Source organism: Halospeciosus flavus, assembly GCF_029814175.1.
Taxonomy (GTDB): Archaea; Halobacteriota; Halobacteria; order Halobacteriales; family Halobacteriaceae; genus Halospeciosus; species Halospeciosus flavus.
In genome coordinates, this window is the sequence record NZ_CP122312.1 from 679,317 (window position 1) to 694,632 (window position 15,316).

The window sequence follows — 15,316 nt, forward strand, 5'->3', positions numbered from 1 at the left end:
ATGTTAGCGAGCTGAATCTCCGTTCCTGGGACCGTGTCTCTGAAAGTGGGACTCAGCTCCCCGGGTTATGACCCCGGTTCGCCTACAGTTAGTTGTGAACCAGTGATGCAGCACACTACCGAATCCCGGCAGGCGGTGAATCGGCGGACGTTCCTGAAGACGACGGGCGCACTCGCCGTCGCGGGTGCGTTCGCGACGGCCGGTAGCGAATCGGCGCGTGCCGCGTCGGTCGGCGAGGAGTTCGCTAGCTGGTTCGACGGCGTCTCGAACTACGACGGCGTCGTCGACCGGACGGGCACCGACGCGGTGACTGTTGGGGTCGGTACGGACGACGGCTTCCGGTTCGGCCCCGCTGCGATCCGCGTCGACCCGGGCACGACGGTGACCTGGGAGTGGACCGGTCAGGGTGGCTCGCACAACGTCGTGGACGAAGCGGGCGCCTTCAAGAGTTCCTACGAGTCGAAGGCGGGCGCAACCTTCTCCCACACGTTCGAGAAGGAGGGCGTCTCCTACTACGTGTGCGCCCCGCACGCAGCGATGGGGATGAAGGGTGCCATCGTCGTCGGCTCCATTCCGGTCGAGACGGCCGGTGCGGGCTCGGGTTCGTCGACCGACGAGTCCGACGGCGGTTCGGCGTACACCGAACCGGACTACGGCGGCTGGTTCGACGGCGTCGAGAACTTCGGCGGGACGGTCGACCAGACGGGCAAGTCGACCGTCCACATCTCCGTCACCGACGACGGATTCTCCCCGGCCGCGGTCCGCGTCGATCCGGGTGCGACCGTCGTCTGGGAGTGGGACGACGTCGACACCGCCTACGCGGTCACCGCGGCTGACGGGTCCTACCAGAGCGGGGCCCAGACGTCTGGGACGTTCGCCCTCACGTTCGACGGGAACGGCATCAGCAAGTACACGGCCGGCGCGAACGCGGGCGCGACGATGCGCGGTGCGATCGTCGTCGGCGCAGGCGGCGTCCCGACCACGACGCTCAACGACACTGGTGTCGCCGCCACGAGCGGTGTGGTTGCCGGGCTCGTGACAGTCGTCGGTCTGCTCGCCTTCTGGGAGCGCGAGCGCTTCACGGGCGACGACGAGGACCGGCCCGACGGCGTCGCCGTGAGCGACTCCTCGATCGGGCGTCGCGGTGGCCACGCCTGAAACAGTCGTTGCCCTCTCGGGCGACGAACTCTTTGCGCTGTCTCCGAAATCACTAGCTATGGAGTCCGTAACCGTCTCGCGGCAGGTCGACGCCGACCCGGAGACCGTCCGAGCAGCGATGCAGGACGTCGGCGAGTTCATGCGCGCCGCCGGCTTCGACGAGGTGGTCGTCGAGGGCGACCGTATCGAGTTGACCAACCGCCTCGGACTCGTCGAGATCGAACTCACACTCGAGGTCGTCGAGCGCGAGGGCGCCGACCTCGCCTACGTCCAGCGCGACGGTATCTTCCGGGAGATGTGGACGGAGTATCGCGTCGAGTCCGCCGACGGTGGGACGGCCGTCGAGGCGACGACGGAGTTCGAACTCGCCGCGAAGTTCGTCGGGCCGATTTTCGACAGTACCGTCGTGAAACGCCAGCGACGCAAGGAATTGACCGCGCAGTTCGACTCCCTGGCGGAACTGTAGCTCGAACGCTCTCGGAGTATATATGGGGGCGCGCCCGATCCCCGTCAGCGTCCCGACGCGGGAAAGGGCGAAAACCGCGCCGGTCGAGCGCGTGTAGCACCAGCGTACGGCTGCAGACCTTGTTCTTCGCCGCAGTGGCCGGGTGCGTGGGACGGACGCGACACCGCTAGCTTCGGTCCCCATAGACTTAACAACTAGCTGTCACACTCCGAGTTTCTCGCGGAGCGACCGTGCGTTGTCGACCTTCTCGTAGTTGTTGAACATCGCGTACACCGTCTCGTACTCGTCGCCGAGCGTTCCCATGCGGTCGGCAATCTCGTCCAGTTCCTCGTCCGAGTAGTCGTAGTCGTAATCGTATGGGTCCTCGTTGAGGCCGTGGAAGCGGACGTAGGCCACGTCGGCGTCGGTCGTACTGGGGAAGCGCCGGCTTAGGTCGGTGACGTGGATCAGGTCGAGTTCAGTGCAGAGCGCCTCGACCGAATCGAGGTTTGCCTTCCAGTCGCCACGCGGTTCCCACGCGAGCGTCCGGCCGCCGCGGTCGATGCCGTCGACGAACTCCCGGAGGTTCTCGGCGTGTTCGTCCGTGCAGTCGAACCCCGCGGGTGTCTGGAGGAGGACGGCCGGGGCGTCGAGTGCCTCGGCGTGGTCACGCGTGCGCTCCCAGGCGTCGAACACCGTCTCCGTGGGACGGAAGTAGCCCTTCTCGCCTTCGGGTTCGGCGTCGCGGTGGTTGTTCCACGTCGGACTCCGCGAAGGGTGAGTGAGCGCCTGCCACCCCTTCAGGAGGAAGGTGAACTCCTCATTCATCTCGTCGACGACCTCGCGCCAGCGCTCGCTGGTCGACACCTGCGGGAGTTCGTAGAACGTGCGATTCAGCTCGACCGCGTCGAACTCGTCGGCGTAGGCCTGGAGTTTGTGGTCGTACTCCGCTTTCCACCCCTCGCCGGGGCGATAGTCGCCGTAGCCACAGACCCCGATTTCGAACTCCGCCATACCTGACACCACCGACGGCACGCCTATCGGCGTTGTGCCCGAACCGGGAGCAGACTTCGTTCACACTCTAGTCAGTGCGGAAGTTGTCAGTGGTCGCTCGCACTGGATATTTGTACCGCGGGCGTGCAGACCCGGTATGGTCCCGTCGCCCGTCGCCGTCCTTCGTGCGGTTGTCCACCGCGCCGTCCTGCCCGTTCGCCGCCGTGTCCGGCCGTATCTCTCCCAGACAGAGGGGCCGTCGGCCCCGCTCCTGTACCAACTGCTCGGACTCGTCGGTGGATTGGTCGGCTTCCTCGTGTACGCGGCGACTGCGGTGGCCGGTATCGCCGTCACCGCACTCTACACACTCTGTTACCCGGTTCTACGAATCGGCGAGCGAGTCGTCAACGCGGTCCGGTCGCGAGTTGCCAGACTCCGTGATCGCTGAGAAGGGGGAGAACCGCCGACGGGGGAGACCCGAACGGCGGCGCCGGGTTCCGATGGGCGGCGAGTGCGTGGCGAACCGGAGGCGCGCTCCGGTGGCCACGAGACGTTTCGAAGGGCCGACACTTATCGATGGTGGCGGCGAGGGTCCGACACCCTCGCCCCTACCTCACCGCCCTTCAGCGGTGGACCGCCCGCGTCAGGGTGAAGAGGAACAGCGCGATGAGGAGCGCGCCGACCACGGCCTCCGCGACGCCGACGAGACGGATCGGCCACGTCGGGAGCGCGGCCGCCGGTGGGTGGTGGAGTCCAGTGAACGACTCCCCACTTAGGAGGATGTAGCTGAACGGACCCGGGGCCTCTGGGTACGGTGCTGAGAGACCGGCAAGCGAGTAGAGTACCCAGTAGATGCCGGCGAAGAGACCGATGATGCCAAGCATCACCGCGAGGAGGCGGTGTGGGTTCTCGGTGTACTCACACACCACGTCGAACGAGCGGTTGAACACCTCTTTGACGCCGGCGACGATTCGCTCTTTCGTGGAGTCGCTGTTTCGGCGTCGAACGGCGTGGCGGTCGCCGCGAGCGCGCATCTCGCGGACGAAGAACCCCGACTCCGCGCGGTTGTCACCGATCATGTCCGCACCGCTCTTGGCCTTCGTGTAGGTGAGTTCCTCCTCGCGGGGGTCGAGGTCCGCGGGTTCGACGCTCGTCTCGACGCCGAAGTTGTGAATCTCGTAGTCGGGTTCTAGGGCGGGCCGAAAGGAGGTGAAGTCGAACTCCCGGAAGGCAGTCGTGACGAAGCGCATGTAGTCGATAGGCGACTGCTCGGAGGTCTCGGCCTGGACCGAGATGGACCCGACCACGGCGTCTCGAAAGTCGAAGAGGATGTGGCCCTTCGTCGGTTGGGCGAGGGTCCCGCCGTCGAGTGACGTCCGCTCGCAGGAGACGAGGACCCCCTCGCCAGCGGCGCGCGGGTTGAACTCGAAGCGTTCGCCACACTGCGCGTCGTCGAGTCGGAGGTCGCCCATCAGGAGGGAGTCACGGAAGTCGACCAGTTCCTCGAAGCGGGCCTGTGAGAAGTCGCCCCCGTCCTCGAAGTCGACGCCCGTGAAGTCGAGGAACCCCTCGGCGACGGAGTCCTCGAAGGTGGGCGCCGTCTCGAACGTAGCCGGTCCGTAGGCGGAGTGGATGTCTTCGGTCCCGAACGTGGCCGGGCCGTCGAAGCGGACGGAGTCGAAGACGGTCGCGTCCGTGAAGCGAGCGTCCGCGAAACTCGCGATATCGGCGAAGCTCGCGGACGTGAACAACGCCCGGTAGCGGAACTCTGACCCGCGGAAGAACGCCCGCCCCTCGAACTGGGTCCCGGTGAACTTCGCGTTTGAGCGGAACGTCGTCCCCGTGAAGATGGCGTCGTCGTCGAACGTCGTGCCGTTATTGAACGCCGCGGTGTGTTCGAACCCCGCCCGGGAGAACACCCCTCGACCCGAGAACCGGGCCGTACTCGCGCTCATGACGCCGTCGAACGCACAGTCGTAACAGATCAGATCCGAGTCGAATCGCGCACTGTCGAGTTCGAAGCGACTCCGGAAGTAGCTGTGCGAGAAGTCGAGCTGGTCGACGACGTGGGCGTCCTGGAGACGGACCTTCCCCTCGAACGTACAGTGACGGAAGTTGATGGGGAGGGCGTTCGTCGAGTTGATCTTCCGATCCCGGAGATCGAGTTCACCGAAGGTCGCGCCGACGAACTCGTTTCGGGTGTCCGAGTCGCTCTCGACGGCCGCGATGAGTTCCGCACGGACCTGTCGGTCGCGGATGCCGAGTTCCGAGCGGTGGGCGGTCGAGAGGTGAAACACACAGTACTCCTCGCCTTCGACGGCGTCGTGCGGGCACTCCCACGGTTCGTCCCGCTCGAGGCTGGCGTCCTCGGAGACCAACTCTGACTCCCCCGGTTCGAAGCGATACTGGCAGTTCCCAGCAGTTTTTATTCGATCCATTCGATTTAATTCACCATAATAGTCCTGTGCATTATAGTGGTTCTGGCGGGCGAGCGAAAGGTTCGTGGGGACTGCTCGCATGCGACGACTCAATGGGGGTCCGCTCGACCGTCCGGCAGTTCTTCGCGTTAGAACGCGATGTCCTCGTTCTCTCGGTGGCGATGTTCGCGTTCAGCCTCGCCTACCAGATGACTGGCCGGTACATGGCGAAGTACCTCTCGGTCCTGGGTGCTACAGCGTTCGTCGTCGGGATCTACGTGAGCTTCGGGAATCTCCTCGGTGCGCTCTATCCCTACCCGGGCGGGGCGCTCTCGGACAGACTCGGGACACGGAGTTCGCTCACACTCTTCGGCGCGGTCTCGACGGTCGGCTTCGTCTTGTGGGCCGTCGCACCGCTTGCTGGGACCATCTCGATTTTGGGATACGGCTTCCCCGCGTGGGCGCTCGTCTTTCTCGGACTCGCGTTCGTCCAGGCGTGGAAGTCGTTGGGGTTGGGCGCGACGTTCGCGCTCGTCAAACAGAGCGCACCCGAGGGGCGACTCGCGACCGGGTTCGCGAGTACCGAAGTGTTCCGTCGCGTTGGATTTCTCGTCGGGCCGGTCCTCGCTGGACTCCTCGTCGCCGCCGCACCTTCGTTCACGCGTGGCTTTCAGGTCGTCCTCGTCGTCGGCGCCGTCGTCGCACTCGGCGCAACGGCCATCCAGCATACTCTCTACGAGTCGGAGGCTGACACGGTCGGAAAGTCCTTCGAGGGCGTCTCGTCGATCATCGACGACCTGCGGGCGCTCCCGTCGGAGCTCCGGCCGCTGCTCGTCGCTGATACGTTCGTCCGGTTCGCCAATGGCATGGCCTACGAGTTCTTCGTGCTCGTGGTCGTCGACTATCTCGCGGTCGGGACGACGCTGTTCGGTGTTCGTTTCTCCCCGGAGGCGTACTTCGGTCTCCTGCTCGGCGTCGAGATGGTCGTCGCGCTGCTCGTGATGGTCCCTAGCGCTCGTCTCGCCGACGCGTGGGGGCTGAAGCCGGTCGTCGCCGCGGGATTCGCCGTCTACGCCGTCTTCCCCCTCTTGCTCGTCAACGCCCCGAAATCGGCACTCGTCCTCGCGGGTCTGTTCGCCTTCTCGGGGCTGCGCTTTGCCGGTCTTCCCGCACACAAGGCACTCGTCGTCGGGCCTGCGACGGCCGAAACTGGTGGGCGGGTCACGGGCACCTACTACCTCGTCCGAAACATCCTCACGATTCCGAGCGCCGCACTCGGTGGCTGGCTCTACCACGCCTACTCGCCACAGCTCGCCTTCACGCTCGCGACGGTCGTCGGGTTGCTCGGTGTCGGCTACTTTGTCGTCTTCGGCGAGCGCTTCGAGCAAGAAGGTGGCCGCGTTAGCCCGTGAGGACGACGTTCGTCGCACCGGTACTCTCGGCGACCATCCACACGACGAACCCCACGTAGATAGCGAGGAGGAGTCCGGCTTCGTGTCGTGAGAGTGCGAGTTCGGTCCGCATCGCGGTGAAGACGATTACCGTCGCGCCGACGAGGAACGCGAACATCGGGACGGCCCGCGAGAAGTTGACGACGGTCGTCCCCGCGAGCAGGACGCCCGCCGGGACGGCGACGAGCAGGTCGAAGACGTTGCTCCCGAAGACGTTCGCAAGGCTGACCGCGTCGCCTTCGGGGCCACCGCCATCACCGTTCTCGCCCCTCGCCGCCCGGACGCTGACCAGCGCGTCGGGGAGGCTCGTCCCCGCCGCGATGACGGTCAGCCCCCAGAGGAACGGGGACGTCCCGAAATACGTGCCGAGTGCGAGCGCCGCGCGGACGAGTCCCTCGACGCCGACGAGGATGAGCGCCAGACTCCCCACGAGGATGGCCCACTGCTTCGTCGCCGAGACACCGGTGGTGTCGACTGCGGTCCGCTGGTCGCGGGTGTCCTGGGCCTGGATAAAGACATACAGTCCATAGAGTGCAATCGGGATCAGTGCCAGCGCGCGGGTGAGGTGCCCGCGGATGACCCCTGGCGTGTCCAGGACGGGATTGTAGATGGCGGCGAACGCGAAGGTGACGAGAAGGGTCGCGACCGCGAGCATGTAGAACTGTGCCTCCTTGTAGACGAGATCGCGGTTCGCACCAAGCGACCCCGGTGCAGCTAATGTCGACGCCGCCGGAATGACGAGAACGTTGAACACTGCGGAACCGACGATGGCTGCGACGCCGAGTTCGAACTCGCCGTGGAGAACGACCGCGAGTGTCGTACTGGAGAGTTCGGGGAAACTCGACCCCACCGCGGCGACGACGGCTCCCTGGACGACCGCGGGAAGTCCGTAGTAGGTTGCGAGGCGGTCCGCGGCATCTTCGAGGTGAGACGCCCCGACCCAGACGACGCCGGTCGCGCCGACGGCGAGGGCCAGCAGCGAGAGCAGACGGAACACGAGGCGTGCTTACAGCGGGTACCGTGAGAAGATTCCGGCCCGCAGGGAGAGTCCCGTGTCTCAGTTGTGTGTCGTCCGTCTCAGCAGTGTCGACGTGTCCCTTGCTGGCGACGGCAGGTCTTTCACGACCGACGGCGACCCCCGAAGTATGGAACTCACCGACCGCGTCACCGGCATCGAGGCCTCGAAGATCCGCGAGATGTTCGACTTAGCGGAGGAAGCCGAGGGGGACCTCGTCCGCCTCGAAGTCGGTGAACCGGACTTCGACACGCCCGAGCACGTCGTCGACGCGGCCACCCGTGCCGCCCGCGAAGGCGAGACACACTACACCGCCAACGCCGGTCTCCCCGAGCTCCGCGCGGCCATCGCCGACTCGCTGGCCACGGACCGCGACGTCCACGTCGACCCCGACACGGAGGTCTGTGTGACTGCCGGCGGGATGGAGGCACTTCACCTAACGCTCCTCTGTGTAGCTAGCGATGGTGACGAGGTCGTCGTCCCTTCCCCGCTGTGGCCCAACTACTTCGCGCAGGCCCGACTCGCCGACGCAACCCCGGTTGAGGTCCCCCTCCCCGAAGAGACTGGCTACGCCCTCGACGCCGACCGCATCATCGAGGCGATCAACGACGATACGGCTGCGGTGATGTTGAACTCGCCGTCGAACCCTACGGGCCGTGTCCACGATCCTGCGGACCTTCGGGCCGTCGTCGAGGCCGCCGCCGACCACGACGCCTACGTCGTCGCCGACGAGGTCTACATGGGCCTGACGTACGACGTCGACCCGGCGAGTGTTGCGTCGCTCGTCGACACCGACAACGTCGTCCTCATCGACTCTTGTTCGAAGCGCTACGCCATGACCGGGTGGCGTATCGGCTGGCTCGCCGGCCCCGAGGAGGTGGTGTCGGCCGCGACTAAGATTCACGAGAGCACGAGTTCCTGTGCGTCGAGTGTCTCCCAGCACGCCGCAATCGCCGCGCTGACGGGACCCGACGAGGTCCGCGAGGAGATGCAGGCGGCGTTCGCCGAGCGTCGCGACCTCGTCGCCGAGCGTATCGACGCTATCGAGGGGAGTCACCTGCCCGCCGCTCGAAGGTGCCTTCTACGCCTTCGTCGACGTGAGTGAGTTGGGTGCCGGCGACAGTTTCGAGGTCGCGAAACGACTCCTCGACGAGTACGGCGTGGTCACGGCGCCCGGCGTCGGCTTCGGCGAGGCCGGCGAGGGGAGTCTCCGTATCAGCTACGCCAACAGTACAGAACGGCTAGCAGAGGGGATGGACCGCTTCGCCGACTTCGTCGCGGAGGTGCGCTAGATGGCGAGTGTGATTGTCACGGGTTCCTCGCGGGGGATCGGTCGTGGCGTCGCACTCCGCTTCGCCCGCGACGGCTACGACGTCGCCGTCAACTACGTCCAGTCGGCCGACGCGGCTGGGGCGCTCGTCGATACCATCGAGACCGACGTCGAGACGGACGCCGAGGCTATCGCCGTCCAGGCGGACGTTGGTGACCCGGAGGATGCCGAGCGCCTCGTCGACGAGACCATCGACGCCTTCGGCGACGTCACCCACGTCGTCAACAACGCGGGCATCGACCAGCACGTCTACACCGAGGATCTGTCCCCCAAGGATTTCGACCGGGTGATGGACACGAACGTCAACGGCGCGTTCAACGTGACGAAATTCGCGCTACCGTACTTGCGTGAGGCCGCCGAGTCGGGTGCCGACCCCTCGGTCACGAACGTCTCCTCGATTCTCGCACATACGGGCGCGCCAATCGAGTGCCACTACGCGGCGTCGAAGGCCGGAATTTTGGGTCTGACCAAAAGTCACGCGAAGGATTTCGCACCGGAGATCCGGGTGAACGCCGTCGCGCCGGGCCACGTCGAGACCGACATGACGGCTGATCGGAGTGAGGAAGAACGAGCCGAGGAGATGGCCGGCATCCCGCTCGAACGATTCGGGCAACCCGAGGACATCGCCCAGGCCGTCGCCTACCTCCGGGACGCGACGTGGGTGACCGGCGAGACGCTGAATGTCAACGGCGGGGAGTTGGTGCGCTAAACCGTTAGCGTCGATCAGACCAATCCCGATTTCCCACTTTTGCTCTCTGGTGTGCCACCCTCGTCGACGGGAGCGGTTTCACGGCTGACGACGAGGCTGGAGACAGATCCATAGATTGCAGCGCGGCAATCGCGCCGTCGAGACACGGCGATGAACGGTTTCGCGGGTTGTCGATCATCCCATAGGTTGGTCGGCACTCCGAAAGGAAGGTCGAAGCTGTGTCCAGAGCGACGACTCCACGGATAGTTGGAGACTTGTTGGGTCACACACGGCGGGCCAATCTGTACGGCTCACGGCGTTACACCACGACATCCGGTAGTACACGGATCGACCGCCTCGGCGTCGAATACTCTCAGGACAGACAATTTCTCGAGGGGAATATCTCCATAGATTGCTCATATCTCGTGATTCGGGGCAATCTATGGAACTCTCAGAAAGGTGTTTGGTTGGGGATTCCTTGCTCTTTTCCGATCTCTATCTCGGCGTCTCGTGGCTGAGAACGGCCATTCGCCGTCGCGCCCATCACCCATCGGTGGATTCTCACTCCAGGCCGACTATTCTGCTCCAGTTCCACGTCCAGCACACGCTTCTTTCGGACCAATTCTCAACCTATGGATCGATCGAGAGCAGCCAAACGCGTCTCTCGGCGTCGGACTGACGGCGAATCGGCGATCAGCAATCTATGGAGAAGAGCACTCTACGCGCCGTCAAGTAGCGCCGATGACCTGCGGTCACCGTGGGATGTATCGACGATGAGTCGTAGTTTCTCGCTCGTCGACGATGAAGACGGCATCAGTAGAGTCGACGGCGCGGACGTGATTATCTTCCTCAGAAGACACTCGAAATCAATATCCCCTTGCCGTTGACTGTGACTAAGCATTCCCCTTCACTCGGCGGGCACAGTCCGAGACCAAATCGACGACTTCCCCGATCAACCACTGGTCAAGAGAATGCGACGGACATACTCGAATCCGGACCTCAAGCGCGCTGTAGAGACCCGTTCGTTGATTGCTGGGCGTTCGATTGGCGTCATAATCAGCTAAACCTCCCGGAAGAGACGTGCAAAGAACGATAACGGATCTGTTTAGGGATCTTCGCCATCCAGCGACGCAACCCAGGAGAGAGCCAGGAGGGGCCATTCACGGCACCGTCAAGCGACCGACCGTCTCTCGACAGCAAAGACACTCGCTCGCAGTCGGCGTCGATAATCCTCATAATCGGTCGCTGTCGTCCGGTTTTGGGTTCGGGATTCGTCGCTGATCCCGGCTACTCGTTCACCGTCTGTAGAGAACTGCACAGAGAGCCCCATTACGGGCGCTTTACGAGCAGTTCGCGTCGCCACAGTCGGGATCATAAAGTCCCCAGCCGGGTTCCTAGTCGAGTTCTAGATCCACTCCAGAGCCCTTCTTGCGGGACTATATCCCGATTATGAACATCGACGACGCACGCTACTCGTTGGAGAGCATCCCTCGACGCCGTTCAATCCCTGAATCCGATTATGAGTCGACGGGAGAAAATCCACGACTGAAGTCGTGGGCTTTCTCCTTGAATCTCTGTAATCCTCAGAAGTGTCTGCTCATCTCTCTCACCAGATGGTCGAGAACTAACGAGAGACATCAGTCTCCGGCAGACGCCACTACAAAGACTTCTGGATTCTACTATAGCGTCGAATCGCTACGAGGATTCCTCGATGTCGCCAGCAGCGTCTCCCTCCTCCGTGTCTTCGGTCGGTTCCTCCACGTCACTTGAGCGGAGGCCGTCGAAGAGTGCCGCAGTCCCATCCGCATTTGCCTCCATCTGTTGTGGTGGCTCGTAGACGACGAGCAAATCCTGTGTGACCGCGTAGAACTCCCCTGTATCGGAATCCTCGACGACACCGATATCCGAGTCGATAGCGAAGTCAACGAGATCCGCCAGCGTGTCAGCCGTCGCGTGCGGGCGATCGAGGACCGCGTCCGGCAGGTCGACGCGGACGATCCATTCTTCGAACTCCGAGCGGTCGTCGGAGAACTCGAGGAGTTCACGCTCAGTCTCCGAGAGTGCGAGCTCCCCACGCCGTCGCGCGAGCCCGAGCACACTACTCCCGAGAAGCCCGAGAATCAAGAGGAGTGGGCCACCAACGCGCCACAGCGGTCCGTACGTTCGAGGGACGGAGACCATCTGTGTCGTCGTCGCCGATTCGCGGAAGGTCCCGCTCTCGCTCACGGTATAGGTCCCGTCACTGACGGAAAGCGAGAGCCGACGAGTGAACGCCAACTCGCTCGGTTCACCATTAACGGGCCCTTCGACAGCGGCGTCGACAGCGACGAACGTTTCGACGGTGCCCGGACTCCCGCCGAGACTATTCTGAATCGCTGCTCGGCGCTGGGCAACCTGTGTCGCATTGAGCGAAAACTCGATCGACGCTGCCTCACCCGGAGCAACTGTGACGGTCCGCTGATTGAGCGGCGTTCGATCCGCCCAGAAGACCGTATCGCCGTTGTCGCTAACCGACCGAATGACGAGTGTCGCATCGAGTGAGACTGACGCAGGGCCGTTCGCCGACGGGCCATAGCGGACGTCGAACTGCCCGTTGAGTATTGGCGAGACCCCGACGAAGTACGTCGACCGGTTCGTTAGTTCCGTCCCGATGGGGAAGACCGGGTTCTCGCGCGTGACCGTCGCAGAGTGGTCGAAATCACCAGCGACAGACCACCACTCGACGGTCTGTTGTTGCTGTGTCGTCCCGGGATCGACGTACGCGACGGCCGTCGCATAACCCCCGGCCGCCGTGCAGACGAGCAAAACGACGAACAGGATACTGAACCAAGATGCAGCAATTGCCCGCAGTCGAAGCCACTGAGAGTCCCCCTCCATCGGTGTCGACTGTGCAAGCGACCTGTATAGACCTGTTGATTCAGTGAATTGTGTCCGGAATGTCCCAGGCCCTTAGGTGAGTTCGCGAAGCAGGCGGCGCACCCACGAGCGGTCGTGACGTGACTCTCGATTTCGGATGCGGACGCGCCGCTTCCCCATGAGCCCCCAGCCAAGAAGTGCGATACCGCTTGCGAGGACGGCATCGATCATGACGATGGGGAGCCACGGATGGAGGCGATAGGCGGCGTCGATAAGTGCCGCGGGCAGGATTGCGAGATACCGGTATTCGGTCACGTATCGACGGTAGTAACCGGTTTCGTCCGGTGCGGATAGTGTCAGTGAGGCCTCTGCTCGGGTGCGGCCGCCGACACGTAATCGATCCGGGTCGACGGCGACGCCATCGCTTGCGGGCTCAAGGTAGACGATGATGGGAACGACTCCCGCGTTGGGTACGCGATACGTGAGCGTCGAGGACTCACCGGCCGGAATGACCGTCGGTTGCTCGGAGTCGAACTCCGCGCTGACGATCCCGAATTCCTGAGTCCCCGCAGGCATAACCATCGCCGCGGTTGCAGCGATGACCAGTACCGCCGCGAGTGTGGCGATGACGAGTCCAGGAGAAATCGATTGATCACGCTCGCGGGTTCGTTCGCGATCACGGTTCGGGCCGCTGGTCCGGCTTGCGAGTAAGTCAAAGAGATACAGCAACCCGGAGAGCACGAGCAGGAGGTACATCAGCCCCTGTGTTCCCAGCAGTGATCGAGTGCCAGTGAGGATCGCCACCTGCCGCTGCAGTTCCGAGACGGCGTTCTGTACAGCCATGACGGCCGTCCCAAGGTTCGGAATGACGACGACCGTCCCACCGATCTGGAGGGCTTCCGCGACGATCTGGGCCTTCTGCACGGGTGGCTCTCCGCCGTCTTGGTCGGTGAAGGGATTGGCGTCCCCGCGTGTGATATATCCGCGATCGGTCTGCCCGACGACGCGGTGAGTCGTGAGCCCGCCGCCGTGAAGTTCCTCTGCACGGAAGACGATCACGTCGCCTTCTTCGATGTCTTCGGCGAGCGCCGTCGGGACCGCGATGAACCCGTCGCCAGGTTCCATCGTCGGCGCCATGCTCCCAGTCTCGACGTAGCCGAGTAACACCGGATACCCGAGCACTTGCCCCGCGACGAGCGAGAGCACGACTACGACGACGAGAAGCTCGACACCGAGTTCCAGTGCGCGTCGAGGAGACATCGAGGCGTTGTGGACTGACTGTATCAGGGAATCAAAAAGCTACCGCACCCGACAGGACTCAGTTCACCCGTCATTGGATCGACTACCTGTGCGCTCGAAGACGCCGAGCTCGAGCGCGAGATAGGGGACGATGAAGGCCAGACAGTACCCTACAAAATGGGCATAGAGGTTCACAATGGTGGAGTCAAGCCACGAGGTTGTGGGAAAGCCGACGAACGGGTAGCCCAATATGAGTCCCAGTCCGAGGATAAAGGCATCTCCGTATCCGGGACGCTCGCGAAGCCGGGTGCGAAACGTGACGCCTCTATGCCGATCAGAGCGGATCGAGAGCCCGTAGACACCGACCATGAATGTGGCAGCGCCCGCGATAGCGAACGTGAGTGTTGTGTGTGGGAGTGCAACGACGGTAATCACCGCGAGCGTCGCGAAGAACAGCCCCGGCGTGTACCGAACCCGTACGTGTGGGTCAAGTTGCTCCTGAGCGTATAGGACGAGCAGAAGTGGGAGCAAGCCCGCGAACGCCATCACGACACCCGAGAATCCGTAGGTGTAGGCGTCACGGGGGACGGCGAGGTTGAGCGCTGAGAGGACCACCGGGAAAGCGAGAAGGTACGTCGTCCCGGCCACGCCGAACAGCCGCCGTCGCCCGGCCAACACTGCAAGAGCGTACCCGGTGCCAGCGAGCAAGATGTAGCCGGCGACGTTCGCTGCCAGATGCTCGACGCGGAAGTGGACGAAATTGGCAGTGTAGGCTGTCAGAAGCGTCGGGTCAGTATACGAGAAGGTGAGCGACCGTTTTGTCGTCTCGGGGAGACAGAAGACGCCGACGAGCAACGCGGGAACTGCCGCAAGCAGTAGACAGTCACGAAACCGGGTCGCTGACCGGAGAGCCGCAAAGAATGGGAGTCGATCGGCAGAAGATCCCATACAGTGGCGTCAAACTCCGGACATAAAAGCACTACCGCCAGGGTGCGCGCCGAATCAGGGCGAGCACGGTGGCGAGGAGAGCGAGCACAAAGACGAGTCCCCCGAGTGTCTGAAGGCCGAGCCCGGATGGTTCCGCGACAGGTTTTGCAGTGCTCGTCTGTGCGGTGTCGGTTGGACTCGGCGTGGTCATCTCCGTCCTTGTCGAGGACGTCGTGCCGCCCGTTTGTGTGGGATCGGCCGCGACGACCTGGAGCGTACCCACAGTGGTCGACTCGACGTCGACCGCGTACTCACCCGCCTCGGGCGTGAGCGAGAACTGGAGCGTCGTCGCGTTTCCGGGCGCAAGCGTGACTGTCCGTTCGGCGACGACCGTGCCGTTCAGCGTGAGAGCAACAGTCCGTGTGCCAGTCGCCCTACCGCCGTTCTTGATGCGGGCCGTAACGGTCGCAGTCTCGTTCACCCTGACGGTACCCGGACTGAGCGTTGTGTTCGTCACCTCGAACGCCGGAACGCGTGCAGCAACGACGAACGGCGAGAAGCGATCCGTCTTGGCGGTGAACACGAGACGCCCGTCTCGTTCACCGATAGGGGTCGTCTCGAGGTCGTTCCACGACGTCGTGTCCTCAGCTCGGGTCTGTAGTAGACAGTGAGTTGCCGGTCAGATAGCCGACGTAAACGGGCAACTGTAGATGAGGACAGCCAACGGAGCCATATCGTTTCATCAACGGGACACACCACCATGTCGAGTGAAGTTGGCGGATGTGGCCGATAAGATT

Annotated in this window: 12 protein-coding genes and 2 pseudogenes; 6 read left to right on the forward strand and 8 right to left on the reverse strand. The window is 63.6% G+C overall.

From position 1 onward, the window contains the following. Positions 1–105 precede the first annotated feature (105 nt). Positions 106–1,158 (forward strand): halocyanin domain-containing protein, encoded by a 1,053-nt coding sequence (locus P0Y33_RS03360; RefSeq protein ID WP_279529151.1) that lies wholly within the window; start codon positions 106–108, stop codon positions 1,156–1,158. Positions 1,159–1,216: 58 nt separating this feature from the next. Beyond that, complete coding sequence (locus P0Y33_RS03365) at positions 1,217–1,624, forward strand: SRPBCC family protein (protein WP_279529152.1); 408 nt, start codon at positions 1,217–1,219, stop codon at positions 1,622–1,624. Positions 1,625–1,825: 201 nt separating this feature from the next. On the opposite strand, the gene P0Y33_RS03370 is transcribed toward P0Y33_RS03365, so the two are convergent. Then, entirely contained in the window at positions 1,826–2,617 is a 792-nt protein-coding gene (locus P0Y33_RS03370; RefSeq protein WP_279529153.1) for a DUF72 domain-containing protein, read from the reverse strand. 136 nt (positions 2,618–2,753) lie between these two features. Here P0Y33_RS03370 and P0Y33_RS03375 point away from each other — a divergent pair, with 136 nt between their 5' ends. Continuing rightward, positions 2,754–3,044 carry a hypothetical protein gene (locus P0Y33_RS03375; RefSeq protein WP_279529154.1) on the forward strand — a complete coding sequence of 97 codons (291 nt, stop codon included), beginning with the start codon at positions 2,754–2,756 and terminating at the stop codon, positions 3,042–3,044. A 175-nt stretch (positions 3,045–3,219) separates the two neighbouring features. Here P0Y33_RS03375 and P0Y33_RS03380 read toward each other — a convergent pair whose 3' ends face one another. Next, positions 3,220–5,034: a pentapeptide repeat-containing protein gene (locus P0Y33_RS03380; RefSeq protein WP_279529155.1), complete on the reverse strand. Its 1,815-nt coding sequence runs from the start codon at positions 5,032–5,034 to the stop codon at positions 3,220–3,222. A 92-nt stretch (positions 5,035–5,126) separates the two neighbouring features. Between P0Y33_RS03380 and P0Y33_RS03385 the strand changes: the two genes are divergently transcribed. Then, entirely contained in the window at positions 5,127–6,425 is a 1,299-nt protein-coding gene (locus P0Y33_RS03385) for an MFS transporter (protein ID WP_279529156.1), read from the forward strand. Here the strand turns inward: P0Y33_RS03385 and P0Y33_RS03390 are convergent. Next, a complete protein-coding gene (locus P0Y33_RS03390) occupies positions 6,415–7,461 on the reverse strand; it encodes a sodium:calcium antiporter (protein ID WP_328518037.1) in 1,047 nt (348 codons plus the stop codon). The two genes, P0Y33_RS03385 and P0Y33_RS03390, sit on opposite strands and share 11 nt — an antisense overlap. Positions 7,462–7,609: 148 nt before the next feature. On the opposite strand from P0Y33_RS03390, the pseudogene P0Y33_RS03395 reads away from it, so the two are divergent. Next, a pseudogene (locus P0Y33_RS03395) lies at positions 7,610–8,771 on the forward strand (pyridoxal phosphate-dependent aminotransferase). Beyond that, the gene (locus tag P0Y33_RS03405; protein ID WP_279529159.1) at positions 8,772–9,518 is read left to right on the forward strand and encodes a 3-oxoacyl-ACP reductase family protein; all 747 of its coding nucleotides are present in this window, start codon (positions 8,772–8,774) and stop codon (positions 9,516–9,518) included. Between the two features lie 1,674 nt (positions 9,519–11,192). Here the strand turns inward: P0Y33_RS03405 and P0Y33_RS03410 are convergent. From P0Y33_RS03410 to P0Y33_RS03430, 5 genes and pseudogenes are all read right to left on the reverse strand, one after another. Then, positions 11,193–12,374 (reverse strand): DUF5305 domain-containing protein, encoded by a 1,182-nt coding sequence (locus P0Y33_RS03410; protein ID WP_279529160.1) that lies wholly within the window; start codon positions 12,372–12,374, stop codon positions 11,193–11,195. A 72-nt stretch (positions 12,375–12,446) separates the two neighbouring features. After that, a complete protein-coding gene (locus P0Y33_RS03415) occupies positions 12,447–13,613 on the reverse strand; it encodes a signal peptidase I (RefSeq protein ID WP_279529161.1) in 1,167 nt (388 codons plus the stop codon). Between the two features lie 63 nt (positions 13,614–13,676). Beyond that, positions 13,677–14,540 (reverse strand): hypothetical protein, encoded by an 864-nt coding sequence (locus tag P0Y33_RS03420; RefSeq protein ID WP_279529162.1) that lies wholly within the window; start codon positions 14,538–14,540, stop codon positions 13,677–13,679. A gap of 31 nt (positions 14,541–14,571) precedes the next feature. Continuing rightward, positions 14,572–15,036, reverse strand: coding sequence for a CARDB domain-containing protein (locus P0Y33_RS03425; protein ID WP_279530082.1), 465 nt, complete (start codon positions 15,034–15,036; stop codon positions 14,572–14,574). Between the two features lie 33 nt (positions 15,037–15,069). Further along, positions 15,070–15,144 (reverse strand): annotated as a pseudogene (locus tag P0Y33_RS03430) (hypothetical protein); the annotation flags it as partial. Positions 15,145–15,316 lie beyond the last annotated feature (172 nt).